Genomic DNA, 23,955 nt, shown 5'->3' on the forward strand with positions numbered 1-23,955 from the left:
CCCGGCCGTAGGGTCGGGGCATGACCTCGCCCGCCCGCCTCCCGCTCCGTCGCGACACGAGCCACCGGGTGGTCGCGGGCGTCTGTGCGGGGATCGCCCGGCGCTACGGCATCTCGCGGAGCGGCCTGCGCCTGGCGTTCGTGCTCTCGTGCATCCTGCCCGGCCCGCAGGTCGTCGCATACCTGCTGCTGTGGATCGTGATCCCGGCGGACACCCGGGGCCGGTGACCGCCGGGGCGGCTCACCAGTTGCTGCCACCCCTGCTCAGCCCACGGACGGCGGGCCGGACGTCGACGAGGTAGACGATGGTGGCGATCACGGCCGGGAGTCCGAGGAAGCTCATCGGGCCCATCAGCAGGACGACCAGCAGCGACAGGCCGAGGATGGCCGCCCAGCCGGGCTTGGTCAGCTTGCCCGCCGCGACGTAGCCGGCCCCCGGCCGGAGCAGCGCGTCGACGAGAGCCCACGCGGTGACTGCCAGAGCCGCGAAGAAGAGCACGTCGTAGACGAGACCCTGGAAGCTCAGCATGCCCGGCAGGGTACCCGCCGGGCGGCGTCCGGCCGCGGTGCGACGACCCCTCCAGGGGGAGTCCGGACGCGGCAGGGCCCCGGAGCGCGGTGTGCGGCTCCGGGGCCCTGGGACCGGGCGGCCTCCCTGCGAGGCCTGGTGACGTGCTGGAACGGCCCCCGTCCAGGGGCCCACCCCGAGCCTGCCGAGGGTGGGGAGGACGGGGGTCCTTCCTCAGTCGCGCTTGGCGGTGCGCGCGCGGGTGACCCGGGCGGAGGTGCCGGCCGGAGCCGACTTCCGCGCCGCGGAGGTCGTCTTGGCCGGGGCGCGCTTGCGGGCCGGCTTCGGGGCCTCGGGCTGCTCGGCCGACTCCAGGGTGGCCTTCGCCGACTCGGCGACCTCGTGCGTGGCCTCCTCGGCGGAGTCGATGGCCTTCTCGGCCTTCGCCGCGGTCTTCTGCGCGATCGAGGTGACCTCGTTGGACGCCTCGGCGACGGTCTCGGCCGTCTCCTCGAGCACCTCCTCGAGGGCGTCCTCGACCGCGTCCACCGCACGCTCGGCGCGGAAGACGACCTTGCGGACGGCGGGCTGGCGACGCAGCTCCTCGACGACCTCGGCGCCGCGGACGGCGAGGGTCTCGATGGTGGCGACCGTCTGCGTGCGGGCGGTGCTCACCAGGCCGGCCACCGTGCTCACCACGGCGTCGGGGCGGACGGCGGAGGCGACGTGCTGGGCCGACGTGCGCGCGGTCCGGACGGCCTCCTCGGCGCGGGTGCGGGCCTCCTTGGCGGCGAGGTCGACCTGCACCTGGGCCTCACCGGGCAGCGCCTCGGCGCGCGAGCGCAGCGTGCCGACCACGGCGCGGGCGCGCTCGACGGCCAGGTCACCGGCGCCGACGGCGGCCAGCAGGACCTGCTTGTTCTGGACGGCGACGGTCTCGCCGTACTTCTTCAACGTGTCGGTGGCGGTCATGCCGACTCCTTCGTGGGGCGGGGCGGGGTGGGGGTCTTCGGTGCGGCCGGGTCGCTCGCGACGTGCTCTCGGACGTAGGTCTCGTAGAGCTCGAGCAGGACCGCCTTGTGGCGCTCGGACAGCGACGGGTCGGCGCGGATAGCCGCCACGGTGTCCGGGTTGCCGGTGCGGCGGTCGAGGATGCCGGCCTGCTCGTACAGCGTCTCTGCCGAGATCTTCAGGCCTCTCGCGATCGAGGCCAGGATCTCCGCGGACGGCTTGCGCAGTCCCCGTTCCACCTGGGACAGGTACGGATTGCTCACGCCGGCCACGCGGGCGAGCTCCCGGAGGGACACACGGGCGGCGTTGCGCTGCTCCCGGATGAAATCCCCGACCTGGGACCCGGTCGCCGAGACCTTGGAGCGCTCGGCGGCGACGGTCTCCGCGACGCTGCCCGCGAGCTGGTCCACCTTCTCGCGGACGCTGGTCACCTGCTCGCGGACGAATTCGCCGGGGATCTGCACGCTCTCACGCTAGGCTCGAGTGCTAGCTCTTGCAAGCGGTAGAGCTAGCACCTGGGCGTGAGACGCCTCACACCCGGCGTGTCGCCGTCAGCCGGTCAGCGCCGCGGCGGCCCGGACCTCGCCGACCACGCCGTCCCCACCAGGGACGGGCGGCTGCGACCAGGGGGCCAGCTGCCCGGCGGGGACGCCGAGCCGGCGCAGCCCGGCGCACAGGGCGGGTGCGCGGCCGCGGTCCCCGCCGTCGTCGAGCTTGAGGGCGACCGCGCCGCGACCGGGCAGCGCCGCCACGTGCACGCCGTCCGCGCCGCCCTTGGCCAGCAGGCCGTCGACGGCCTGCATCAGCTCGGTGTCGTCCCGGCCGGTCCCTGCGACGAACCAGGGGTGCGCCCGCATGGCGTCGGCGACCGACCGCTCGGTCGTGCCGGCCGCCGCCTCGACCAGGGAGGCGACGCCCCGGGCCAGGCCGGTCAGCGGCAGCCCGTGCTGCGGGGCGCCGCAGCCGTCGACGACGACGGCGGCGACCGGCGTGCCCGCGGCCTCCCCGAGCCGCGCCTCGATCGCCTGCTGCAGCGGGTGCTCGCGCTCGAGGTAGCCGTCGGTGGGCCAGCCGGCGGCGACACACGCCGAGAGCATCGCCGCGTGCTTGCCCGAGCAGTTCATCGCCAGCCGCTCCGGCTCCCGGCCGGCGGCCAGCCAGGTCGCGAAGGTGGAGTCGTGGATCGGCAGCGCCGGCGGGCAGCCGAGGTCGTCGGGTGAGAGGCCGGCGGCGGCGAGCATGCCGGCGACCAGCTCGCGGTGGCCGTCCTCGCCGGAGTGCGAGCCGGCACCGATGGCCAGCTCCTCCCCCGTGCGCGGCGCCCACCCGGCGGCCAGCAGGGCGGTCGCCTGCACCGGCTTGTTCGCCGAGCGCGGCAGCACCGGCCGCTCGACGTCCCCCACGGCCTGCAGCACCCCGCCGTCCGGACCGACGACGACCAGGGCGCCGCGGTGCACCGACTCCAGGAAGCCCGAGCGCCACACCTCGACCAGCACCGGGTTCTCCGGCCACGGTGACGCACTGGAACGGCCACCCTCCAGGGTCCCGCGCCGAGCCTGCGAGGCATGGGGGGGAGGGTGGTCCGTCACCGGCCCTCGTCGGCGAGCAGCGCCGCGACGTCGGCCTCGCCGTTGCGGTACCGGCGGCCGAGCTCGGCGGCCAGCCCGTCCATGGCCTGCTGCACGCCGCGGCGCCGCTCCGACAGCGACCCCTCGGCCGCGGCCAGCGCTCGGGCGGCCCGCTCCAGCTCGGCGTCGGACAGCTCGGGGACCGCGGACAGGTCCACCCCGCGGGTCAGCGACTTGACCCAGGTCTCGTACTCCTCGGGCGCGGCCGGCTGCACCGTCTGGTGGCGGCCCAGGCCGTGGGCCGGACCGCGACCCTTCTCGGAGAGGATCTCCGGCAGCAGGTCGACGAGCGAACGGCCGTCGTGCTCGGCGCGGCGCTGCAGCTCGCGGCGCACGATGTCCAGCCGGCCCTGCAGCAGCCGGCGGGTGTAGGAGAGGTTGACCTCCTCCTGCTCGGCCTGGCGGCGCAGCCGCCGGACGTCGGCCATCGGCCGCTGCACGGCGGCCTCGAGGAAGCCGGGGTCGAGCAGCGCATCGACGGCGGGACCGCCGGCGCGGGTCGGTTCGGGGGTCACGGTCGGGCCTCTCCGCAGGGTCGAGCGGTCACCGGGGGATGGTCCCAGATCGCACGGCCTGGACCCGTTCCCGCGCCGCAGCGACCGTGTCGTCGACCGTGGCCGGCGCGTCGTCGGGGTCGATCGCGGCCCGGGCGCCGGCCACGGTCAGCTCGGCGTCCATCGCGACCGACTGCTTCACCAGCGCCAGCGCGACGACGCCGAGCTCGTGGTGGCGGACGACGGAACCGACCCGGCCGACGTCGCGCGCGCCGAGCTGCACCGGCGTCCCGGCCTCCGGCAGCTGCTCGGCCAGCCCGTCGAGGTGCAGCAGCACCAGCCGCCGCGGCGGGCGGCCGAGGTTGTGCACCCGGGCCACGGTTTCCTGCCCGCGGTAGCAGCCCTTGGCCAGGTGGACGGCGCTGGCCAGCCAACCGGTCTCGTTGGGGATGGTGCGGTGGTCGGTGTCGACCCCCAGCCGCGGACGGCGGGCCTCGACCCGCAGCGCCTCGTGGGCGTCCACCCCGGCGGTCGCGGCGCCGGCGGCCAGCAGCGCGTCAGCGCGAGCGGCCAGCTCGCCGCGGGGCACCAGCAGGTCGACGACGGGCGCACCGTCCCCGACCGGTGGCATCCGGCGCACCCACCCGCCGCCGTCCAGGGCGAGCACCGCGTACGGCCCGTCGGGCACCGGCACGCCTGCGGCGGCGAGCACCGCGTCGCCGCGCGGGCCGACCAGCGACAGCAGCGCCCAGGCGTCGGTGACCAGCGCCGGCTCGACGCGCAACATGAAGCGCATCCGCTCCAGGTACACCTGCAACGCCGGGCCGGTGCCCGGCTCGACGTCCACCCACGTGGTGCCGGCCAGCTCGGCGAGGACGAGGTGGTGCTCGACGTGGCCGTTCGGGGAGAGCTCGAGGGCCTCTGCACCCGTGCCGTCGCCGAGCTGCTCGAGGTGCTGGGTGAGCAGGCTGTGCAGCCAGGTCAGCCGGTCGGCACCGGGGACGACCAGCACGTCGCGGTCGCTGCGGTCCACCAGGCCGGCGCCCTCGGCGAGCTCGCGCTGCTCGCGCAGCGGGCTGCCGTAGTGCGCGGGGACGGACCCCTCCTCCACCGGGACGGCGCCGGGGCGGGCGAGCAGGGGGCTGGGGGTGGACATCAGGACTCCGATCCGGCTCGTTCGCGGCACGCGCGGCACGTCCCCGACAGCGCGACGTGCCCCACGTCCAGCTGGAAACCGAGGTCGGCCGCCAGACGTTCCGCGGCGCCGTCGAGCAGGGCGGGGTCGACCGAGGAGATCTCGCCGCAGCCGGCGCACACGACGTGCAGGTGCGGGTGCTCGGCGGCGTGGTAGACCGGCGCACCCTTGCCGAGGTGGGTGTGCCACACCAGCCCGAGCCGCTCGAGCAGCTCGAGGTTGCGGTAGACGGTCGAGGTATCCGGGGCCGCGCCGCCCGGACCGGCCTCCTCGCGCAGCTGGCTGGCGATCTCCTCCGGGGTGGCGTGCTCCAGGGCGGCGACCGCGGCGAGCACCCGCTGGCGCTGGGTGGTCAGCCGCAGCCCGCGGGCACGCAGCCGCTCGGCCAGCGGCGCGGCGTCGGAGGGCGGGTGCGGGTGCGGCACGCCGTCGAGCCTAGGCCGCCGCCCGCGCCCTGAGATCGGCCAGCAGGTCGGCGTACCCGGCCACCGGGACGCCGTCCACGCTGCGCCCCGGGACCCCGGTGACGCCGTCGATCGCGCCGGCCGCGGTGGCGGCGTCGAGCAGCCGGGCGTCGACCTGCGGCTCGAGCAGTTCGGCGAGGGCGTCGCGCCGCCCGAGGACCAGCCGGGCGAGCGCGGCGACCAGCCCGGAGCAGCCCCAGTTGGACGTGCCCGCGACGACGAGGGCGTCCACGGGCACCCGGCAGGCGATCCGGTCCCCGTGCGCGACGCAGGCGGCGACGACGTCGGCCGGCACGTTGCCCATGCCGATCTCGTTGCCGCCGTCGCCCACGGCCCCGGTGACCAGGCCGGGCAGCGTGAAGGCCGCGTGCAGCGGCGCGGTCGAGTCCGTGACGTCGAACCCCCGCATGGTGCGCACCCGGCCGTCCACCGCCGGCCCCAGCCGCTCGACCGCGACCAGGTGGGAGAGCCCGAGGCCGGCGACGCACGCCCGCACCGCCGCCTCGTCCGCGGCCACCGGCAGCACCTCCGGGCGCCCGGCGCCGAGCACCTCCAGGCAGGCGCCGGTCACCTGCGCGCACGGCTCGTCGGTGAGCACCACCGGCTCCGCGCCGAGCACCGCCAGCGCGGCGGCGAGAACGGCGGTGCCCACGGGCCCGTCGGTCTCGGCCGCCGGCGCCGGGGCCCAGGCGATGTGCACGCCGGTGACCAGGCCGACCCGGCGCCCCGCGCGCCCCGCGGCGGCGAGCTCCCCGGCCAGCCGGGTGAACTGCCCGGTGACGGCGGCGGCCAGCCCGGTGACGTCACGGGCGCCGGGGCGCAGCAGCGCCCGTTCGAGGTCGGCGAGCGGGCCGCTCACCGCACCGGCGGGCGGGCCTCCGCGAGCACCCGCTGCAGCGAGGCCAGGTAGCGGTCGGGCACCGAGTGCTCGCCGCGCGGCGGCAGGAAGCCCTCGACCGTGGCGCCGGTGACTCGGGCGAAGGACGCCGCCTCCTCCCCCAGCGCCCGGACGACGGTGTGCCCACCCCAGGCGGTGCTCCGCGCCAGGTGGGCCATCGCGGCGGCGCTCTCGGCCCGCTCCCCCACGCAGTCGAACGGCTTCTCGGTGGCCCACAGCCGCCGGAAACCGTCGACGAGGGAGAGGTCCGTGAGCGGGTCGCCGCCGAACACCTCCTGCGCCTCCTGCGGGGTCAGGAAGACCGCGAAGCAGAGGAAGGTGAACAGGCACTTGTCGCAGTGCAGGCACCAGCGCTGGGTGGCCTCGCCGCCCATGTGCGCCTGCGTGTAGCTGCGGTTGCAGCTGAGGATCTCGCCGCGCAGGTCCGGCAGGTTCGCGACCGCAGCCACCGTGGCCAGCTCCGAGAGCTGCCGGGTGAGGCTGAAGTAGCCGACGCCCACCTCGGCGGCGGCCGCGGCGAAGAGCCGCTCGAATTCGTAGGACTTCGAGTACTGGTGGTTCACCCGGGCGCCGTTGACCGTCAGCGTCTCCTCGTCGGCCGAGCGCTCGTTGGCGAACACCACCGGGTCGAACCCGCCGAGGACGGCGACCAGCGTCGAGATCGCCGAGTTGATCGCGGTGACCGGCACGTGCCCGTTCCGGCCCCCGGCCCTGGTGCGCTCGCCCAGCAGCGGGTCCAGCCGGCGCCGGACGCCGATCAGCGGCACCCCCGCGGCGCGCGCCACGTCGCGCTGGGCGTCGGTCGGGTTGACCGCGAGCGCGGTGGCCGGGGTGACGACGACGAGCGCCAGGGCGGAGTCCTTGCCGCCGCCGACCGGCAGCAGCGCCTCGCGCCCGCCGCCATCCGCCGGCGCGGGGAGCTCGTCGGTCAGCTCCAGGTCGAAGGCGACCACATGCGGCACCGGCAGCCGGTTGACCGCGGCGAACTCGCCCAGCCCGTGCGTGTACGCGGCCTCGGCGACGGCGGCCTGCGCCTTCGTGACCGGCCCCTCCACGACGACCCGGCCGGGCGCGCGCAGCTTGTAGTAGCTGGTGCCCATGACGAGGTGGACCAGGTCGAGCGCCACGTCCACCCGCGCCGGGTCGGCACCGCCGAGCAGGTCCGTGTCCAGGGTGAGCCGCTCGGTGAACTCGTCGCCGGCCAGCCGGTAGGTGAAGGCGGCCTCGCCGGTGGCGGGGTCGAGCGAGCGGCCGGCGACGACGAAGGCGTCCTGCTCAGACACGCTGGGCTCCGGCGTCGAGGAGGATCTGCTCATAGGTCCGTGCCAACTCCTCGTAGTTGCGGAAGCGGTTGTAGCTGGGTGCGCCCGGCGAGAGCAGCACCAGGCCGCCCGGGCGGGCGGTGCGCAGCGCCTCGGCGACGGCGTCGGCCAGGGAGGCGGTCTCGGCGACCGGCGGCTCGGCGCCGGCGGCGGCCGCGGCCGCGCGGATGTTGGCGGCGAACCGGGTGCCGGTGTCCGGGATCGTGAGCACCCGCACCGTCCCGCCGCGGGCGACGACCGCCGCGGCCAGGTCGGTGTAGTCCAGCCCGCGGTCCTGCCCGCCGGCGATGAGCGTGACCGGCTGCTCCGCGAAGGCGTCGATCGCGGCGCGCACCGACACCGGGGTGGTGCTCAGCGTGTCGTCGACGAACGTGACGCCGTCCCGCGTGGCCACCGGCGAGAGCCGGTGCGGCAAGGCCCGGAAGCCGGCGACGGCGGTGCGGACGGCCTCGGCCGCCCCGTCCAGGTCGGCGCCCATCCGGACGCAGGCGGCCAGCGCGACGTGCAGGTTGGCGACGTTGTGCACGCCCGCGAGGCGCTCGAGCGGGAAACCCGCCAGCCGCACCGCGGGGACGAACTCGGCCGGGTCGACCAGCACGGTCGGGTCGAGGTGCTGCTCGGCCAGCGGCCGCGCCTGGGGGCTGGCCACCACCGAGGCCGGCCCGCAGCCGGCGAAGACGTGCAGCTTGTCGCGGTAGTACGTGGCGACGTCGCCGTGCCAGTCCAGGTGCTCGGGGGCCAGCGAGGTCACCGCGCCCCAGCCGGACCAGCCCTCGACCGCGGCCGCCTGGTAGCTGGAGACCTCGACGACCAGCGACGTCCCGTCCCCGACGGCGTCGTCGAGGAGGACGTCGAGCAGCGGGGTGCCGATGTTGCCGGCGTGCACCGCCGGACGACCGGCGGCGGTGAGCACGGTGGCGGCCAGCGCGCTGGTCGTGCTCTTGCCCTTGGTGCCGGTGACGCAGAGCGTCGGGACGTCGCGGGCGGCGAACTCGGCCAGGGCGACGCCGGTGCCGGAGGCGAGGGTGGTCCGGGCGGCCAGCGCGCGGGCGTCCTCGCGGTAGGGGCTGATGCCCGGCGAGCGGAACACCACGTCGCAGCCCGCCAGCTCGGCGACGTCGGCACCGGCCCGCACGCCCGGCGGCAGGTCCACCGGCGGGACGGCGTCGACGACCAGGACGCCCGCGGCGCCGGCGGTCAGCGCGGCGCGCACCGCGGCCCGCCCCTCGCGCCCGTGACCCCAGACGCCGACCCGGCGCCCGGCCAGGTCGGCGAGCCTCACCGGCCGTCCCGGGACGGCGGTGCAGCGCGGTGGGTCACGGCGCCCACTGTAGGAGCTGGCGCCCTGCAGGGTCCCGCCGCGAGCTTGCGAGTGGTGGGGAGCAGGGTGGCCCCGTCCAGAGGCTCGCCGCAGGCCTCGTCCCGGGTCCCACCCTGAGCCTGCGAAGGGTGGGGAGGACGAGGTCCTTTCACGGTGGGGAGGACGGGGTCCTTGTAGGGTCGCTGACAGGTGCGCCGGGAAGTCTGGTCGGCAACGTCTTCGCCGACCCCGTCTCCGGGAGCCACGCATGCCCTCTACCTCGACCGCCCGCCTGTTCGGCCGGGGTTCCTGGGCCGAGACGAGCCGGATCGCCGACATCCTGCGCAAGGAGACCGTCGGCGGCGCCCTGTTGCTCGTCGCCGCGGCGATCGCGCTGGTGTGGGCCAACTCCCCGTGGGGCGCCGCGTACGAGACCCTGCGGGACACGCGGGTCGGGCCCGCGTCGCTGCACCTCGATCTGTCGCTGGGCACCTGGGCGGCCGACGGGCTGCTCGCGATCTTCTTCTTCGTCGCCGGGCTGGAGCTCAAGCGCGAGTTCGTCGCCGGCGACCTGCGCGAGCCGCGCCGCGCCGCGCTGCCGATCGCCGCCGCCGTCGGTGGCATGGCGGTGCCGGCCCTGCTGTTCGTGCTGGTCAACCTCGGCCGGAATGACGACGCGCTGCGCGGCTGGGCCATCCCGTCGGCGACCGACATCGCCTTCGCGCTCGCCGTCCTGGCGGTGATCAGCACCCACCTGCCGAGCGCGCTGCGCACCTTCCTGCTCACTCTCGCCGTCGTCGACGACCTGCTGGCGATCGTGGTGATCGCGATTTTCTACACCGACGACTTCTCCGCGGGGTCCCTGCTGCTCTCGCTGGCCCCGCTGGCGGTCTTCGGCCTCCTGGTGCAGCGACGGGTCCGATCGTGGTGGCTGCTGCTCCCGCTCGCTGCGCTGACGTGGGTCTTCATGCACGAGTCCGGCGTCCACGCGACGGTCGCCGGCGTGCTGCTGGCGTTCACCGTCCCGGTGGTGCGCAGCCAGGCCGCCGGCGGCCCGGACGCCGGTCCCGGACTCGCGGAGCACTTCGAGCACCGGTTCCGGCCGATCTCGGCCGGCATCGCCGTCCCCGTGTTCGCCTTCTTCTCGGCCGGCGTCGCGGTCGGGGGGCTCTCGGGCCTCACCGAGTCGGTCACCGACAGCGTTGCCGTCGGCATCGCCGTCGGGCTCGTGGTGGGCAAGGCGATCGGCATCACCGGGGCCACCTGGCTGGTGTCGCGCTTCACCCGCGCCCAGCTGGACGAGCACCTCGGCTGGCCCGACGTGGTCGGCCTGGCGCTGCTCGGCGGGATCGGCTTCACCGTCTCCCTGCTCATCACCGAGCTGGCGTTCGGCCTGGGCACGCCGACCTACGACCACGCGAAGGTCGGCATCCTGTTGGGCACCCTGCTGGCCGCGCTGGTGGCGACGGTCGTGCTACGGCTGCGCAACCGCCGCTACAAGCGGATCTACGAGGACGAGCGGGCCGACTTCGACCGCGACGGCATCCCGGACGTGTACCAGCGCGAGACGGTCGACGACCGCGCCGAGCACCGTCTGGACCGGGACGGCCGACCCCCGCCCGGACGCACCGCCGGCGGTTCCACCGAGGGCTGAATTTCTGCGTTGCACCGCCCCTCGGATGGGACGTACCGTCGGGGTACACGAGAGAGGAGGTGGTCCGTAACTTGCATGCTTATCGGACTCGTGAGGTGGCTGTCCGCTAGCCGCCGTCCAGATGGGCCGCCCGTTCAGACGACAGTCTGAGCGACGGCAGATCGCCCGTCCGTCGTACGGCGGCGAGCGAGAACCGGACAGTCACCCGACCCCCGGGCCGCCGGCATTTGTCCAGCCGGCCCGCGTGCTGCTCCCCTCCCCGGAGGGCTGGGCGCCGCGGAGCAGCCCGGGGGTTGTCCGTTCTCCGGGGAGGCCCGCGCTGTCGACCGGCCGCGCCGCCGGCACCGGGGACTCCCCCGGCGCCTGGGTCGCCGCCGCCCTCCGGCCCGGCCGCACCGTCGGCTCCCTCGTGCCCCCCACCTTCGCGGCCTACGCCCGGGTCCTGCACCCGGCCGTGCGCTACGCCGGCGACGCCGACGTCGACGTCCGCTGGGACGAGGTCGCCGCGTACAACGGCACCACGGCGCACCGGCTGATGCAGTGGCCGGCCCTCACCGGCTCCTGGGAGCACGTCGCCGAGGAGGACCAGCCCGGCGTCTGGAACGACAGCCCCGCCGAGGGCCATCTGCCGGCTCCCGTGGCCGCCACGCTGGCCGGCCTGCTCGCCGGGTGGACGGCCACGCCGCAGGAGTGCTGGTTCGGCTGGTGCCACGACGGACCGGACTGCCGGCCGCGCCTGACGCTGCCCATGTGCGACGTCCTGCTGCGCCCCGGGCCGGTGACCCTGGCCTCGGCCAACTTCGCCCCCGAGCCGCAGGAGCAGAGCGCAGCCGTGTGGTGGCCGGTCGACCGCGCCTGGTTCGTCGCCACCGACCCCACCCTGATGAGCACCTACGTCGGCGGGCCGGTCGGCGCGGTCGACGCCCTCCTGGGCTCCCTGCTCGAGGTCTACCCGGCCGCTCCCGAGGACCCGGTCGGCTACGACACCGACCCGGTCAACCCCGCCCCGACGCGCTTCTGACAGGACCCTCTTGCCCCCCACCGTCGAAGGACCCCGTCCTCCCCACCCCTCGCTCCGCTCGGGGCGGGACCCGGGACGGGGCCGGTGGTGGGTCCCTGCAGGGGGCCGAAGACGGGGCCGGACCCCACGGGATGCCGGCTATAGCTGGGCGAGCTCCGCGGCCAGGTCGTCGAGCCCGAGCGAGCCCTGCGACAGCGCGGCCATGTGCCACGCCCTGCCGTCGAACGCCGTGCCGCGCGCCCGCTCGGCCGCCGCGCGGCCGTCCAGCCACGCACGCTCCCCGAGCTTGTAGCTGATCGCCTGTCCGGGCAACCCGAAGTAGCGGACCAGCTCGCTGTCGAGGAACGCCGGGGCGGCGCCGCTGTGCTCTCCGAGGAAGGCCCGGGCGAGCTCCGGCGTCCACGGCCGCCCCCGGTGCCCGGCGAGGGCACCGTCGGCGTCGTCCGGGACGGGCAGCGCCAGGTGCACGCCGATGTCGATGACCACCCGGACCGCGCGCAGCTGCTGGGCGTCGAGGAAGCCCAGCCGCGTGCCGGGATCGGTGAAGTAGCCGAGCTCGTCCATGAGCCGCTCGGCGTAGAGCGCCCAGCCCTCGACGTTCGCCCCGACCGAGCCCAGCGACGTCTGGTAGGTCGACAGCTGCCCGGACACGTACGCCCACTGCGCCAGCTGCAGGTGGTGACCCGGGACGCCCTCGTGGTACCAGATCGAGGTCAGGTCCCAGAGCGGGAAGCGCTCCCGGCCGAGCGTCGGGAGCCAGGTGCGGCCCGGGCGGGAGAAGTCCTGCGCGGGGCGCGTGTAGTACGGCGCGGCGGCGCTGCCCGGGGGCGCGATCATCGCCTCGACCCGGCGGACCGGCTCGGCGAGGTCGAAGTGGACGCCGTCGAGGGCCGCGATCGCGTCGTCCATCATCGTCTGCAGCCGCTTGCGGATCGCCTCGACGCCGTCGACGGCGGGGCCGTGCACGTCGAGCCAGCGCATCGCCTCCATGGGGGTCGCGCCGGGCACCACCCGCTCGGCCTCGGTCCGCTGCTCGGCGAGGATCCGCCGGTGCTCGGCCCAGCCCCAGGCGTAGGCCTCCTCCAGTCCGTTGCCGGCGCCCAGGTCCGAGCCGGTCCAGCGGCGGGCGGCCAGCGCGTAGCGGTCGCGGCCGACGGCGTCCGGCGTCCCCTCGGCCTGCGGCAGGTAGACGTCGCGGAGGAAGTCGCGCACCTCGGCGACCGCGCCGTCGGCGGCCTGCGCGGCGGCGGCCAGCTCGCCGCGGATCGCGTCCGGCCCGCCGGCGGCGAACCCGCCGAAGAACGGCCCGGCCAGCCACTCGCCGAGCTGCTCCACCACGGTCGACACCTGGCGCGGTGCGACGAGCAGGCCGCGGCGGGCGCCCTCCTCGAGCGAGGTGCGGAAGCCCCGGTAGGCCTCCGGTACCCGCGCCATCCGGCGGGCGACGACCGCCCAGTCGTCGTCCGCCGCCGTCGGCATGAGCAGGAAGACCTGCCGGATGGAGTGCACCGGGCTGAACAGGTTGGACAGCGCCCGCAGCCCCTCCCCGGCCTCGTGCACGTCCAGCTCGGCGCCCAGCCGCTCGCGCAGCAGGCGGGCGCAGCGACGCTCGACCGGATCGTCGGCCAGGGCCGGGTCGGCGGCGAGCACGCGGTCCAGCTCGGCGAGCGTGTCGCGGGCCAGCTGCGCCTCCGCCTCGAGCCCCGCGGGGCTGGGGTCGGGCAGCCGGTCGTCGCCGGGCCGGGTGCCCAGCGAGGTGGCGACGATCGGGTCCAGGTCGCAGACCGCGTCGACGTACCGGTCGGCAGCCTGTCTCGGCGTGTCGCTCACCGGAGCCGCTCCAGGCGCGCGGACATGGTGGGCCGCAGCGGTTCCTCGCCGGTGGCGCGGTCGATGGCGTACATGAGCGCACCCTCGACGATGCCGTAGAGCCGCACGGCGCGGGACACCTCGGGGGCGTCCGGCGTGCGGGCGAGGACGTCGCTGGTCAGCTCCCAGCTGGTCGTCGTCCGGGCCCGGCCGACGTAGAGCTCGACCAGGCCGTCGGGGCTGGTCACCAGCAGCTCGACGTCGTCGCCGCCGCGGGGCCGCCAGAAGCCTGACTCCCGGACGGCCGGCCCGACGACCTGGCCGTCGTCGGTGAGCCGCCAGGTGCGGGAGTCGTAGGCGAGGAAGCCGCGGCCGTCGTGGCTGAACCGGATCCACTGCCCGAAGCGGTGGTCGCCCCCGGCCCCGGCGGCCTGCCCCTCGCCGTGCCACTCGCCCAGCAGCGGGAGCACGGCGAGCAGCTCCTCGGAGACCTCCGGTCCGGAGCGGACGTCGACGGTGTCCTCGACCGGCAGCTCGGTGTCGCCGCTCACGAGACCTCCTCGCCGGCGCTCGTCGGCCGCGTCCGCGGGGCTGCTGTGCACCTGGACGAGCTCGCAGGCTCGCTCATCTGCGCGTCTCGCGCGGACGGCGGGCGAGTCGGGCGGCACCGTACCCGCAGCCGAGCGCCGCGAGCGACGACAGGGCGACGAGGACCCAGGCAGAGACCATGCGCCCCACCGTAGGACCGCCTGCTGTCCTGCTGGAACGGCCCCGTCCAGGGCACCGTCCCGAGCCCGGCGACGGACCGAACGGCCACCCTGCAGCGTCCCGCAGCCCCCGTCCGGAGGCTCGCCCCGAGCTCGCGAGGGGTGAGGGGGACCGGGTCCGTCACCGAGCGGTGCGGAGCAGGATGGGTCCGCCTCAGGCGGTCGCCGGCACCGCCCCGGCCGTCGCGGCCACCACCTCATCCCAGGCGGTGGCGGTGAGCCCGAGGGTGGCGGTCGTCGCCGACGCGTCGACGACGTACTCGCCCTCGAACTGGTGCCGGACGTCGACGAGCTCCCGCACCATCGGCGAGACGAGCCCCACGGCGCGCAGCACCGGCCACGGGACACCGCGCACCCGGGCCGGCGGCACCGGGTGGGCCGGGGAGGACAGGGCCGCGGCCAGGTCGGTCAGCGCCTGCCGCTGCGAGCGCGGGGGCGCGCTCGGCACGTGCCAGGCCCGGCCGAGGGCCCGCTCGTCGGTGCCGAGGGCGGCCAGGGTCGCCGCGACGTCGGGCAGGTAGGCCCAGCTGCGCGGGACGTCGGGGTCGCCGATCACCCACGCGGTCCGGCCGCGGCGCAGCGTGGGCAGCTGGCGCACCAGGTGGGAGTGCGCCGCGGGCACCTGCGGGCCGACGAAGTCCGCCGCACGCGCCTCGGTCACCCGCACCCGGCCGGCCTCGTGCGCGGCCAGCGCGTCGGTCCACATCGCGATCCGCACCCGCCCCTTGAGGTCGGTGGCGGTCAGCGGGCTGTCGGGTCGCATGGGGCCGGTCGGGGCGCCGTAGACGTAGAGGTTGGACATCGTGACGAGCACCGCGCCGGTCCGCTCGGCCGTGGTGAGCAGGGCCGCCGCGACGGGCGGCCAGTCGGTGGCCCAGCGGTGGTAGGCCGGGTTCACCGCGTTGTAGAGCGCTGCCGCGCCGCGTGCGGCGGCGGTGAGCGCAGCGGCGTCGGCCGCGTCGACCCGGCGGTGCTCGACGGCGCCCGTCGAGGTGCCGCCGCCGCGCGACAGCACCCGGACCCGGTGCCCCCGCGCGGCGAGCAGCTCGGCGGTCGCCGTCCCGACCGGTCCCTTGCCCACGACCACGTGCAGTGCCATGACGCCTCCTCGGTGTCGTTGACGAGAGCACCGCTCTCGTTGCGAACGACGCTCGCACTCATCACGGTGGACGTCAAGAGCAGTGCTCTTGGTTGCGTGCGCCGCTCTCAGCGCGTCACCATGGGAAGGTGCCGTCCACCGTCCGGGAGCGCGTCCGCGCCGAGCTGACCGCCGAGATCACCGCTGCCGCGCGCCGGCAGCTCGCTGAGGTCGGCGCCGCCGGCCTGTCGCTGCGGGCGGTCGCGCGCGAGCTGGGCATGGCCTCGTCGGCGCTCTACCGCTACTTCCCCAGCCGCGACGACCTGCTGACCCGGCTCATCACCGACGGCTACGACGCGCTCGGCGCCGCCGCGGAGGACGCCGACGACCCGGTCGCGCCGCCGCGGGAGCGCTGGTTGGCGGTGTGCCGGGCCGTCCGGTCGTGGGCGCGGGCGCACCCGCACGAGTACGCGCTGCTCTACGGCACCCCCGTACCGGGCTACGCCGCGCCGCGCGAGACCGTGCCCTCGGCCGCCCGGGTGGGTGTGGTCCTGGGGCGGGTCCTCGGCGACGCGGCCCGCAGCGGCGCGCTGCCCGACGCGGCCGGGCGCGCGCGGGACCCGGAGCTGGTCAGCGACGAGACGGCGGCGATCCTCGGCGGCGCGCACCCCGCGCTCGACGACGCCGTCCGGGTGCGCGCCCTGCTGGCGTGGAGCTCGCTGTACGGCACCGTCAGCTTCGAGCTCTTCGGCCAGCTCGTCGGATCGGTCGCCGACGTCGACCGGTACTTCGACGTCGCGATGGGCGAGCTCGCCGACCTCCTGAGGCTCTGACGAGCCCTCCCCCGGGAGCCACCCCCGCGGCCGTCCTACCGGCGCGGCCGCGGCGAGGAGGACACCGGTCGGCGACGCCCCGGTTGAGGTCCGGCCCCGGTGGGCAGGGTGGTGGACCCGAGGCGGGCACGGTCGGACGTGGAGGACGTGGCGGCAGCATGCGGGTGCGGGAGGACGGCCGGGACGGCGGGCTCCGTTCCGACGCGGAGACCCTGCTCTCCCGCACGCTCGCCCGCTACGAGCGCGTGCTGGCCAACGTCGCCGACGGCATCTACGGCCTGGACGCCGACGGCCGCGTCGAGTTCGTCAACCCGGCGGCGGTGCGCATCACCGGGCTCGCCCCCGAGGAGCAGCTCGGCCGCGACCAGCACGCGGTGATCCACGGCCACCGGCCCGACGGGTCGCCCTATCCGAAGCAGGAGTGCCCGGTCTGGCGCGCCCTGACCACCGGCCGCACCGTCACCGCCGAGCAGGAGGTGTTCTGGCACCGCGACGGCACGCCGGTGCCGGTCGAGCTGATCGCCGTCCCGGCGGTGGAGGACGGCGCGGTGACCGGTGTGGTGGTCTCCTTCCGCGATCTGACCGACCGGCTGGCCGCCCGGCGTCAGGCCGCGGAGCTGCAGCGCGTGACCGAGCGCGCCGCGGCGGAGCGGGCGCTGTCGGACCGGCTGCAGCAGGCGCTGCTGACCCCGCCGCCGGAGCCCGACCACCTGCAGGTCGCCGTGCGGTACCGCCCCGCCGCGCACGGGGCGCAGGTCGGCGGCGACTGGTACGACGCGTTCCTCCAGCCCGACGGCGCGACGATGCTGGTCATCGGCGACGTCGTCGGCCACGACAGCGACGCCGCCGCCGCGATGGGCCAGCTGCGCGGCCTGCTGCGGGTGCTCGCCTACGACAACGAGGAGCCGCCGTCGGCGACGCTGTCCCGCGCCGAGCACGTCGCGCGCGGGCTGGCGGTGAGCACGCTGGCGACCGTCGTCCTGGCCCGCATCGAGCGCCACCCGGATGTGGCCGTGGCCGGGACCCGGGTGCTGCGCTGGAGCAACGCCGGCCACCTGCCGCCGGTGCTGCTCGCCCCGGACGGCACCACGTCGCTGCTGGCGACCCGGCCCGACCTGATGCTCGGCATCGACTGCGACGCCCCACGTGCCGACCACACCGCCGAGATCGACGACGGGCACACCCTGCTGCTGGTCACCGACGGCCTGGTCGAGCGCCGGGACGCCGACCTCGACGCCGGGCTCGCCACGCTGCGGGCGGCGCTGCGCGACCTCGGCGAGACGCCCCTGGAGGAGCTCTGCGACACGCTCCTCGCCCGGATGCTGCCCGAGCCCGGCGCCGACGACGTCGCGATCGTCGCGGTCCGCGCGCACCCGGAGGACCGGCCGCGCCCGCCCGAGGCCGGGCCCAACCGACTGCCACCGGGGATCGACTGAGGCGCGGCCGTCAGCGCAGCAGCTTGAAGGCGTGCCCCCAGGTGCCGGTGCGCGCTCCATAGGCGACCCAGGCCATGCACATGGCCTCCAGCCACCGGCTGGCCTCGATGCCGCCGAGGTCGGCGACGTCCCACCCGGTGGCCTGCAGCAGGTCGCCGACCTGTCGCTTGGCGTCGGGGTCGTCGCCGGCGAGGAACATCGTGGGCGGGCCGCCAGGCAGGTCCGGGTCGACCATGAGCGCGTTGCCGACGGTGTTGTAGGCCTTGACCACCCGGGCGGCCGGCGCGGCCCGCTGCACCTGCTCGCCGAGCGAGTCCGTGGTGCCGACGAAGAGCGCCGGTCCGCGGTCGCCCATGTCCAGCGGGTTGGTGGCGTCGACGAGCACCCGCCCGTCGAGCTCGCCGGCGAGGGAGCGCACCAGCTCCACCGCTGCCGTGCCGCGCACCGCGAGCACCACCAGGTCGGCGTCCCGGACCGCCTCGGCGGGCGGGGCGACGGCGAAGTCCTCGACGGCCGCCTGCCGCGTCCCGATGACCACGTCGTGGCCGTGCGCCGTCCACCCCGCGGCGAGCGCCTGGCCCACCTGCCCGCTGCCGAGGATCGCGACGCGCACGGCGCCAGGACAGCACAGCGCCCGCTCCCTGAGAAGAGGAGCGGGCACTGCGGACGGCGTCCTGGCTCACCGTGCGGGGTCCTGGCTCAGCGTCGACGGTGAGCCAGGACCCCGGACGATCAGGTCACCTGATCATCGGGGTCAGGAGATCGCGACGGTCGTCTCGTTGAGGCCGACGTCGGCGGTGACCACGCGCTCGCCCCGGCCCACCGGGGCCAGCGAGCGGAGCTTCCACTCACCCGGGGCGGCGAAGAAGCGGAACTCGCCCTCCGGGCTGGTGACCACCTCGGCGGTGAACTCGTCGGTCGAGTCCAGCAGCCGGACGTAGGCGCCGGCGACGGGTGCGCCGTCGTGCCAGACCTGGCCCTGGATCACCGTCTGGGTGCTCAGATCCACGCCGGCCAGCGCGCCGCCCTGCTTGGGAGCGCCACACATGCTCAGGCCCCCTTGGCGATCGGGACGCCGACGAGCGAGCCGTACTCGGTCCAGGAGCCGTCGTAGTTCTTGACGTTCTGGTGGCCGAGCAGCTCGCGCAGCACGAACCACGTGTGGCTCGAGCGCTCGCCGATCCGGCAGTAGGCGATGGTGTCCTTCGAGGTGTCGAGTCCGGCCTCGGCGTAGAGCTTGGCCAGCTCCTCGTCGCTCTTGAAGGTGCCGTCCTCGTTGGCCGCCTTGCTCCAGGGCACGTTCACCGCGGTGGGGATGTGGCCCGGGCGCTGCGCACCCTCCTGCGGCAGGTGCGCGGGGGCGACCAGCTTGCCGGCGAACTCGTCGGGCGAGCGGACGTCGACCAGGTTCTTCTCGCCGATCGCGGCGACGACCTCGTCGCGGAAGGCGCGGATCGAGGTGTCGGGCTCGGACGCCTGGTACTGCGTCGCCGGGCGCGAGACGGCGTCGGTGGACAGCGGGCGGCTGTCGAGCTCCCACTTCTTGCGGCCGCCGTCGACCAGCCTGACCGCCTGGTGGCCGTAGAGCGTGAAGTACCAGTACGCGTAGGCGGCGAACCAGTTGTTGTTGCCGCCGTAGAGCACGACGGTGTCGTCGTTGCTGATCCCGCGCTCGGACAGCAGCTGCTCGAACTGCTCCCGGTCGATGAAGTCGCGGCGCAGCGGGTCCTGCAGGTCGGTGCGCCAGTCGAGCTTGACGGCGCCCTCGATGTGGCCCTTGTCGTAGGCGCTGGTGTCCTCGTCGACCTCGACGAAGACGATGCCGGGGGCGCCGATGTGCTCCTGGGCCCAGTCGGCGGAGACGAGCACGTCGTTGCGGCTCATGGGGGGTGTTCCCTCCTGTGGTGGGTGTGCGGTCGGTCAGGCGGTGCGCGCGGGACGGGCCCGGCGGACGGTCAGGTACAGCTCGCAGCCGAGGCAGAGGCCGGTGGCCGCGTTGAGCAGGGCCGCCACCAGCGCGAGGCCGGTCGCGACGGCGCCGATCAGCGGCGCGCCGGCGAGGTACCCGGCGGCGCCGACGACGGCGAAGACGAGGCCGACGAGCTGCGCGAAGCGCGGCGGCGCCTCGGGCTCCCGCTCGCGGACCGGGCCCAGCCGCGGGGCGACGAGGACGCGGAACAGCACCCCGTAGGGGGCGTACCGCAGGCCGGCGAGCGCACCGACGGCGAAGACGGCCGCCTGGACCGCCACCAGGACGCCGCTGCCGGTCAGCAGGGCGACGGCGAGGACGGCGCTCGTGAGCCACGCGGCGAACCGCGGCCCACGGACGTCGACCTCGCGCCGGGTCGGGGGGTGTGCGTCAGGCATGGGGGCAGGAGGCTTCCGGACGGCGGTCGGGGCACGTCGGGACGAGGCTGGGCTCGCCCTAGGAGGCCGGACACAGGCAGCTGCCGACGCGGCACAGGTCCACTGTGCGGCGACTGGTCAGCAGGATGCCCACGGCGCGAGGGTAACGGATCACACGTCCCGCCCTTCCCGGGCACCGGGGGCAGGCACGTGCGCCTCGACCAGTGCGGTCAGCTCGTCGGGGCGCGGGGCGCCGCTGCTGCGGCCGAGCAGGGTGCCCGCCCGGTCCAGGTAGAACAGCGTGGGGGTCCGCCGGACGTCGAGCTCCCGGACCGCGTCGAGGTGGCTCTCGGCGTCGACGTCCAGGTGCGCCAGCCCGGGCCGGGTCGCCTGCAGCTGCTGGAGCCGGGCCCGTGTCGCCCGGCACGGCCCGCAGAAGGCCGTCGAGAACTGCACGACGGTCAGGTCGGCCTCACCCGGGCGCACACCCAGGCCCTCGAGCACGGCGGTCGTCGTCCGCCCCCGCGCGTCGTCGGCTCCGCGCACCGCGCCGTCCCTCCTCCGCTGCCACCAGGCCGCCAGCGCGGTCAGCGCGAGGGCACCACCCAGCACGCCTGCTCCGACGGGGTCCACGTCCGGCAGCAACCCGCCCCGCCCGCCGGCTGTTCCGGGTCCCCCGTCCGGGTGAGGAGCAGGGACGCCGGGGAGGCGGTCAGCCGCGCAGCACCGTGTCGACGGCCTCGACGCGGAGGCGGACGCCGTCATCGGCCGGCTCGACGCCGGTGACCTGCAGGCCGAACGGCAGCGGTGGGATCCGGTAGCTCAGGTCGAGGGTGTCGCTCACCTGTTCGACGAGGAAGGGCGGGACGTCCACGCCGGCGCTGGAGACGTCCCCGACGTCGAACACCACGGCGTCACCGTCGAGCGAGAGCGTGCCCCTGGCGCTCAGCGGCAGGCTCACGCCGGCGACCTCCACGGTGCGCTGCACCCGCAGGCCGTCGCCGTCGCGCGTCACGGTCGTGCCCGGGCCCAAGTCGTCGGCGAGCAGCGCGTAGGGCAGCGTCACCGTCCCGTCGACCCCCTCCACCGGCACCTCCTGCACCGATCCGGACACGACGTCGGACAGCGCCACCTGCACGCCCCGCAGCGAGACGTCGGCGCGGGTGCCCTCGGGCTGCCCCAGGTCGGCGCCGGTCAGGGAGACCCGCACGTCCTCGTACCGCCCGCTGACCGCCTGGGTGAGGAACGGGAAGCCCCCGAACTCCAGGTCGGGTGCGCCGGCGAGCCCGGCCCGCTCGGCGAGCACCCGCGCCCCCTGGTCCTCGGCGATCTCCTCACCGACCCGGTCGGCGCCGACGACCAGGCCGACGAGCAGCAGGGCGAACACCAGCAGGAAGCGCACGGCGGGCCCCTCAGAGCACGTTCTGCAGGACGACGGAGAACGCCACGGGAGCGGCCGCGGCGAACGGCAGCACCGCCTGGAGCAGGGTCGCTGCCCACGCCCGGCCCAGGCCCGCCGCGACGACGTAGCCCGCGGCCAGGCCGACGAGCGCGGCGACCGCGCCCAGGGCGAGGCCGGCGACGACCGCGCCGACGAGGGCCCCCGCGTCGTCGGCGCCGGAGCCGACCACCGCGACCGCGACACCGGCCAGCACGCCGAGCACCAGCGCGGGCACGCCCCGCGGGACGCCGGCCGCGACCGCCGGCCGGGGCAGCACGAGGTCGACCAGGGCGACCACCAGCAGCGTCGTCCCGACGACGAGCAGCGGCACCGCCGCCGGGGTGTCGCCGGCGGCCGGCAGGAGCAGCAGGACGGCCAGGGCGGTGAGCGCGCAGACCAGCAGCAGGACGCCGGCCAGCGAGCCGACGACGTCGGTGCGCGGCGCCCGGCGCAGCATCTGGTGCAGCACCGCGGCGAGCAGGCCCAGACCCGGGACGGCGAGCAGCGAGCCGATCTCCGGCCGCTCCGGGAGCACCAGCAGCAGGTCCGCACCGGCCGCCGCGGCGAGTCCGAGCGCCGGCGCCCCGGCGCGCGCGGGGATGCCGGTGGCCGGCACCCACGCCATGACCAGGGCCACCTGCAGCACGGCGACCGCCACCAGCCGGATCGGCTCCCCGGCGGCGGCCGTCCCGACCAGCAGGGCCGTGGCGACCGCGACGCCGGCGGCCGTCGGCAGGTGCCACGCCCGGGCGGGCAGCCCCGGTCCCGCCTCGGTCGCCGTCACGGCTCGATCGTCGCAGACACCCGGCGCCCGATCCTCTCGACGGGCGGAGCGGGAGCGCTGCTCACCCCGTGTGCGGATCCGGGAGCCACCCGCGTCGCCCGTGTGGACGGTCACGTGTCGCGATCCGGTCACGGAGGGGGACGACGGGGACACGTCGGTTATCCTGCTGGCTCACCGACAGCGCTGTCGTGGCCCTGGACGACCCCGGTCGTCCCCGCCTCCCCAGAGGAGACGTCATGCGACTCGTGCTCATGACCGGCGCACGTCAGGCCACGACCGAGGTGCTGCCCGCCCTCGGCCTCCTGGGACACCACGTCCGCGTGGTGGCACCCGAGCTGTCCAGTCTGCTCGACGGCGACTCCGGCGACGTCGTCCTCGTCGACGCCCGGCACGACCTCATCCAGGCGCGCACCCTCTGCGGGCTGCTCTCCTCCACCGGCGTCGCCTCCGCGCTGGTGGCGGTGCTCTCCGAGGGCGGCCTGGTCGCGCTGTCGGCCGACTGGGGCGTCGACGACGTCCTGCTCGACACCGCCGGTCCGGCCGAGGTCGACGCGCGGCTCAAGTGGGCCACCGCCCGCCGGATGGCCGCCACCACGCCGGTCGACGGTGCGGACAGCGGCGTGACGACCGCCGGTGAGCTCGTCATCGACGAGCACAGCTACTCGGCGAAGCTGCGCGGGCGCCCGCTCGACCTCACCTACAAGGAGTTCGAGCTGCTGAAGTACCTGGCCCAGCACCCGGGCCGGGTCTTCTCCCGCGCGCAGCTGCTCCAGGAGATCTGGGGCTACGACTACTTCGGCGGCACCCGGACGGTCGACGTCCACGTGCGCCGGCTGCGGGCCAAGCTCGGCACCGAGCACGAGGCGCTGATCGGCACCGTCCGCAACGTCGGCTACAAGCTCGACCAGCAGGTCGCCGACGCCACCGCGGCCGCCGCGCGGGCCGAGGCCCGCGAGGACACCGCCCGGACCGACACCGAGCTGGTCTGAGGCCTCGCTGTCCACTGCCCCCCTCGTCCGGGACGTCGCCCGGCTCGACCCGGCCGACGTCGACGCGGTTCTCGCGCTGCTGCGCGCGGCGACCGCGGTCGACGGCGTCCGCCCGCTGTCCGAGGAGGCCGAGCTGCGGTTGCAGCACGGCGGCCCGGCCGGGAGCCGCGACGTGCTCGCCACCTCCGCGGACGGCTCGCTGGCCGGCTACGCGCGCGTCGAGCGCGGGGACGGCACCGGGGACGCCGAGGCCGAGCTGGTCGTCGCACCGGGCGCCCGCCGGCAGGGGGTGGGCCGCGCGCTGCTGACGCGACTCGAGGAGTTGGCCGGGGACCGCCCGCTGCGTGTCTGGGCGCACGGCGACCTGCCCGGGTCGGCCGAGCTCGCGCGTCCGCGCGGGTACCAGCGGGCGCGGGTGCTGCTGCAGATGCGCCGCGACCTCGCCGGCGTCGACCCCGAGCCCCGGCCGCGGCTGCCCGAGGGCGTCTCGGTGCGCACCTTCCGGCCCGGCCGCGACGAGCAGGCGTGGCTGCGCACCAACGCCCGCGCCTTCGCCTCCCACCCCGAGCAGGGCAGCTGGACCGCCGAGGACCTGGGGCTGCGGCTGGCCGAGCCGTGGTTCGACCCCGCCGGCTTCTTCCTCGCCTGGCACGGCGAGAGGCTGCTGGGCTCGCACTGGACGAAGGTCCACCCCCCGGGCGACGAGGGGCCGGAGGCGGTCGGCGAGGTCTACGTGCTCGGCATCGACCCCGACGCGCAGGGCCTGGGTCTCGGGCGCGCGCTGACCGACGTGGGGCTGGCCCACCTGCGCGGCCTCGGGCTGCGCCAGGTGCTGCTCTACGTCGACGAGGACAACATCGCCGCGGTGACGCTCTACGAGCGCAGCGGCTTCACCCGGCATGCCGTCGACGTCTCCTGGCGCCGCACCCCCTGAGAAAGGACCCCCTGCGCCCCGCCACTCTCGCAAGATCGTGGCGG

General features: G+C 75.9%; 27 protein-coding genes. 7 read left to right on the forward strand and 20 right to left on the reverse strand.

Annotation, left to right across the window (positions count from 1 at the left end; translation table 11 throughout):
* Positions 1-20 precede the first annotated feature (20 nt).
* Entirely contained in the window at positions 21-227 is a 207-nt protein-coding gene (locus BLW63_RS13760; RefSeq protein WP_091157057.1) for a PspC domain-containing protein, read from the forward strand.
* Positions 228-240: 13 nt separating this feature from the next.
* On the opposite strand, the gene BLW63_RS13765 is transcribed toward BLW63_RS13760, so the two are convergent.
* From BLW63_RS13765 to murD, 10 genes are all read right to left on the reverse strand, one after another.
* Positions 241-528 carry a DUF2516 family protein gene (locus tag BLW63_RS13765; RefSeq protein ID WP_091157061.1) on the reverse strand — a complete coding sequence of 96 codons (288 nt, stop codon included), beginning with the start codon at positions 526-528 and terminating at the stop codon, positions 241-243.
* A gap of 213 nt (positions 529-741) precedes the next feature.
* Entirely contained in the window at positions 742-1,479 is a 738-nt protein-coding gene (locus tag BLW63_RS13770) for a hypothetical protein (protein WP_091157064.1), read from the reverse strand.
* Positions 1,476-1,982, reverse strand: coding sequence for a helix-turn-helix domain-containing protein (locus BLW63_RS13775; RefSeq protein ID WP_091157067.1), 507 nt, complete (start codon positions 1,980-1,982; stop codon positions 1,476-1,478). The genes BLW63_RS13770 and BLW63_RS13775 overlap by 4 nt, the downstream gene beginning before the upstream one ends.
* Positions 1,983-2,069: 87 nt before the next feature.
* Positions 2,070-3,014 carry an asparaginase gene (locus BLW63_RS13780; protein WP_244522560.1) on the reverse strand — a complete coding sequence of 315 codons (945 nt, stop codon included), beginning with the start codon at positions 3,012-3,014 and terminating at the stop codon, positions 2,070-2,072.
* Positions 3,015-3,103: 89 nt separating this feature from the next.
* Entirely contained in the window at positions 3,104-3,661 is a 558-nt protein-coding gene (locus BLW63_RS13785; protein ID WP_091157071.1) for an RsiG family protein, read from the reverse strand.
* Between the two features lie 28 nt (positions 3,662-3,689).
* A complete protein-coding gene (gene ygfZ, locus BLW63_RS13790; protein ID WP_091157074.1) occupies positions 3,690-4,796 on the reverse strand; it encodes a CAF17-like 4Fe-4S cluster assembly/insertion protein YgfZ in 1,107 nt (368 codons plus the stop codon).
* Positions 4,796-5,260: a Fur family transcriptional regulator gene (locus tag BLW63_RS13795; protein ID WP_091157077.1), complete on the reverse strand. Its 465-nt coding sequence runs from the start codon at positions 5,258-5,260 to the stop codon at positions 4,796-4,798. Before BLW63_RS13795 ends, ygfZ begins: the two co-directional genes overlap by 1 nt.
* Positions 5,261-5,270: 10 nt before the next feature.
* On the reverse strand, positions 5,271-6,158 hold the full coding sequence (locus BLW63_RS26815) for a glutamate cyclase domain-containing protein (protein WP_170856759.1): 888 nt from the start codon (positions 6,156-6,158) through the stop codon (positions 5,271-5,273).
* Entirely contained in the window at positions 6,155-7,480 is a 1,326-nt protein-coding gene (locus tag BLW63_RS26820; protein WP_170856760.1) for a MurL-like N-terminal domain-containing, read from the reverse strand. Before BLW63_RS26820 ends, BLW63_RS26815 begins: the two co-directional genes overlap by 4 nt.
* Positions 7,473-8,801 (reverse strand): UDP-N-acetylmuramoyl-L-alanine--D-glutamate ligase, encoded by a 1,329-nt coding sequence (murD, locus tag BLW63_RS13805; protein WP_170856761.1) that lies wholly within the window; start codon positions 8,799-8,801, stop codon positions 7,473-7,475. The genes BLW63_RS26820 and murD overlap by 8 nt, the downstream gene beginning before the upstream one ends.
* 286 nt (positions 8,802-9,087) lie before the next feature.
* Between murD and nhaA the strand changes: the two genes are divergently transcribed.
* Together nhaA and BLW63_RS13815 are read left to right on the forward strand one after the other, a co-directional pair.
* On the forward strand, positions 9,088-10,473 hold the full coding sequence (nhaA, locus tag BLW63_RS13810; RefSeq protein ID WP_091157089.1) for a Na+/H+ antiporter NhaA: 1,386 nt from the start codon (positions 9,088-9,090) through the stop codon (positions 10,471-10,473).
* A gap of 244 nt (positions 10,474-10,717) precedes the next feature.
* The gene (locus tag BLW63_RS13815) at positions 10,718-11,494 is read left to right on the forward strand and encodes a hypothetical protein (RefSeq protein WP_244522561.1); all 777 of its coding nucleotides are present in this window, start codon (positions 10,718-10,720) and stop codon (positions 11,492-11,494) included.
* Positions 11,495-11,632: 138 nt separating this feature from the next.
* Here the strand turns inward: BLW63_RS13815 and BLW63_RS13820 are convergent, their stop codons facing one another.
* The 3 genes from BLW63_RS13820 to BLW63_RS13830 form a co-directional block, all read right to left on the reverse strand.
* Positions 11,633-13,324, reverse strand: a complete 1,692-nt coding sequence (locus BLW63_RS13820) for a DUF885 domain-containing protein (protein WP_091157095.1) — start codon at positions 13,322-13,324, stop codon at positions 11,633-11,635.
* Complete coding sequence (locus tag BLW63_RS13825) at positions 13,321-13,854, reverse strand: heme-binding beta-barrel domain-containing protein (protein ID WP_091157099.1); 534 nt, start codon at positions 13,852-13,854, stop codon at positions 13,321-13,323. Before BLW63_RS13825 ends, BLW63_RS13820 begins: the two co-directional genes overlap by 4 nt.
* Before the next feature lie 370 nt (positions 13,855-14,224).
* Positions 14,225-15,169, reverse strand: coding sequence for an NAD-dependent epimerase/dehydratase family protein (locus BLW63_RS13830; RefSeq protein WP_091157103.1), 945 nt, complete (start codon positions 15,167-15,169; stop codon positions 14,225-14,227).
* A gap of 128 nt (positions 15,170-15,297) precedes the next feature.
* Between BLW63_RS13830 and BLW63_RS13835 the strand changes: the two genes are divergently transcribed.
* Together BLW63_RS13835 and BLW63_RS13840 are read left to right on the forward strand one after the other, a co-directional pair.
* On the forward strand, positions 15,298-15,981 hold the full coding sequence (locus BLW63_RS13835) for a TetR/AcrR family transcriptional regulator (protein WP_091157108.1): 684 nt from the start codon (positions 15,298-15,300) through the stop codon (positions 15,979-15,981).
* Positions 15,982-16,139: 158 nt separating this feature from the next.
* The gene (locus tag BLW63_RS13840; protein WP_091157112.1) at positions 16,140-17,417 is read left to right on the forward strand and encodes a PP2C family protein-serine/threonine phosphatase; all 1,278 of its coding nucleotides are present in this window, start codon (positions 16,140-16,142) and stop codon (positions 17,415-17,417) included.
* A 10-nt stretch (positions 17,418-17,427) separates the two neighbouring features.
* On the opposite strand, the gene BLW63_RS13845 is transcribed toward BLW63_RS13840, so the two are convergent.
* The 7 genes from BLW63_RS13845 to BLW63_RS13875 all read right to left on the reverse strand — a co-directional run bounded on the left by BLW63_RS13845 (position 17,428) and on the right by BLW63_RS13875 (position 21,988).
* On the reverse strand, positions 17,428-18,030 hold the full coding sequence (locus tag BLW63_RS13845) for an NADPH-dependent F420 reductase (RefSeq protein ID WP_170856762.1): 603 nt from the start codon (positions 18,028-18,030) through the stop codon (positions 17,428-17,430).
* Between the two features lie 141 nt (positions 18,031-18,171).
* A complete protein-coding gene (locus BLW63_RS13850) occupies positions 18,172-18,465 on the reverse strand; it encodes a DUF1416 domain-containing protein (protein ID WP_091157119.1) in 294 nt (97 codons plus the stop codon).
* Between the two features lie 2 nt (positions 18,466-18,467).
* The gene (locus BLW63_RS13855; protein ID WP_091157122.1) at positions 18,468-19,301 is read right to left on the reverse strand and encodes a sulfurtransferase; all 834 of its coding nucleotides are present in this window, start codon (positions 19,299-19,301) and stop codon (positions 18,468-18,470) included.
* Positions 19,302-19,337: 36 nt separating this feature from the next.
* Entirely contained in the window at positions 19,338-19,784 is a 447-nt protein-coding gene (locus BLW63_RS13860; RefSeq protein WP_091157126.1) for a DUF4395 domain-containing protein, read from the reverse strand.
* Between the two features lie 150 nt (positions 19,785-19,934).
* Positions 19,935-20,375: a thioredoxin family protein gene (locus tag BLW63_RS13865; RefSeq protein WP_244522562.1), complete on the reverse strand. Its 441-nt coding sequence runs from the start codon at positions 20,373-20,375 to the stop codon at positions 19,935-19,937.
* A gap of 100 nt (positions 20,376-20,475) precedes the next feature.
* On the reverse strand, positions 20,476-21,165 hold the full coding sequence (locus tag BLW63_RS13870; protein ID WP_091157129.1) for an LmeA family phospholipid-binding protein: 690 nt from the start codon (positions 21,163-21,165) through the stop codon (positions 20,476-20,478).
* Between the two features lie 10 nt (positions 21,166-21,175).
* Complete coding sequence (locus BLW63_RS13875; RefSeq protein WP_091157133.1) at positions 21,176-21,988, reverse strand: hypothetical protein; 813 nt, start codon at positions 21,986-21,988, stop codon at positions 21,176-21,178.
* A 236-nt stretch (positions 21,989-22,224) separates the two neighbouring features.
* On the opposite strand from BLW63_RS13875, the gene BLW63_RS13880 reads away from it, so the two are divergent.
* Both BLW63_RS13880 and mshD read left to right on the forward strand, forming a co-directional pair.
* Entirely contained in the window at positions 22,225-22,977 is a 753-nt protein-coding gene (locus BLW63_RS13880; RefSeq protein ID WP_091157136.1) for a winged helix-turn-helix transcriptional regulator, read from the forward strand.
* A gap of 7 nt (positions 22,978-22,984) precedes the next feature.
* The gene (mshD, locus tag BLW63_RS13885; RefSeq protein WP_091157140.1) at positions 22,985-23,911 is read left to right on the forward strand and encodes a mycothiol synthase; all 927 of its coding nucleotides are present in this window, start codon (positions 22,985-22,987) and stop codon (positions 23,909-23,911) included.
* The last annotated feature ends 44 nt before the right edge of the window (positions 23,912-23,955 follow it).

The organism is Geodermatophilus africanus, assembly GCF_900107105.1.
Lineage (GTDB): Bacteria > Actinomycetota > Actinomycetes > Mycobacteriales > Geodermatophilaceae > Geodermatophilus > Geodermatophilus africanus.

Bases quoted from the DNA above. Each gene is read 5' to 3' on its own strand.
- BLW63_RS13860 (WP_091157126.1), bottom strand. From the start codon at position 19,784: ATGCCTGACGCACACCCCCCGACCCGGCGCGAGGTCGACGTCCGTGGG.
- BLW63_RS13850 (WP_091157119.1), bottom strand. From the start codon at position 18,465: ATGTGTGGCGCTCCCAAGCAGGGCGGCGCGCTGGCCGGCGTGGATCTG.
- BLW63_RS13840 (WP_091157112.1), top strand. From the start codon at position 16,140: ATGCGGGTGCGGGAGGACGGCCGGGACGGCGGGCTCCGTTCCGACGCG.
- ygfZ (WP_091157074.1), bottom strand. From the start codon at position 4,796: ATGTCCACCCCCAGCCCCCTGCTCGCCCGCCCCGGCGCCGTCCCGGTG.
- BLW63_RS13855 (WP_091157122.1), bottom strand. From the start codon at position 19,301: ATGAGCCGCAACGACGTGCTCGTCTCCGCCGACTGGGCCCAGGAGCAC.
- nhaA (WP_091157089.1), top strand. From the start codon at position 9,088: ATGCCCTCTACCTCGACCGCCCGCCTGTTCGGCCGGGGTTCCTGGGCC.
- BLW63_RS13880 (WP_091157136.1), top strand. From the start codon at position 22,225: ATGCGACTCGTGCTCATGACCGGCGCACGTCAGGCCACGACCGAGGTG.
- BLW63_RS13770 (WP_091157064.1), bottom strand. From the start codon at position 1,479: ATGACCGCCACCGACACGTTGAAGAAGTACGGCGAGACCGTCGCCGTC.
- BLW63_RS13760 (WP_091157057.1), top strand. From the start codon at position 21: ATGACCTCGCCCGCCCGCCTCCCGCTCCGTCGCGACACGAGCCACCGG.
- BLW63_RS13830 (WP_091157103.1), bottom strand. From the start codon at position 15,169: ATGGCACTGCACGTGGTCGTGGGCAAGGGACCGGTCGGGACGGCGACC.
- BLW63_RS13765 (WP_091157061.1), bottom strand. From the start codon at position 528: ATGCTGAGCTTCCAGGGTCTCGTCTACGACGTGCTCTTCTTCGCGGCT.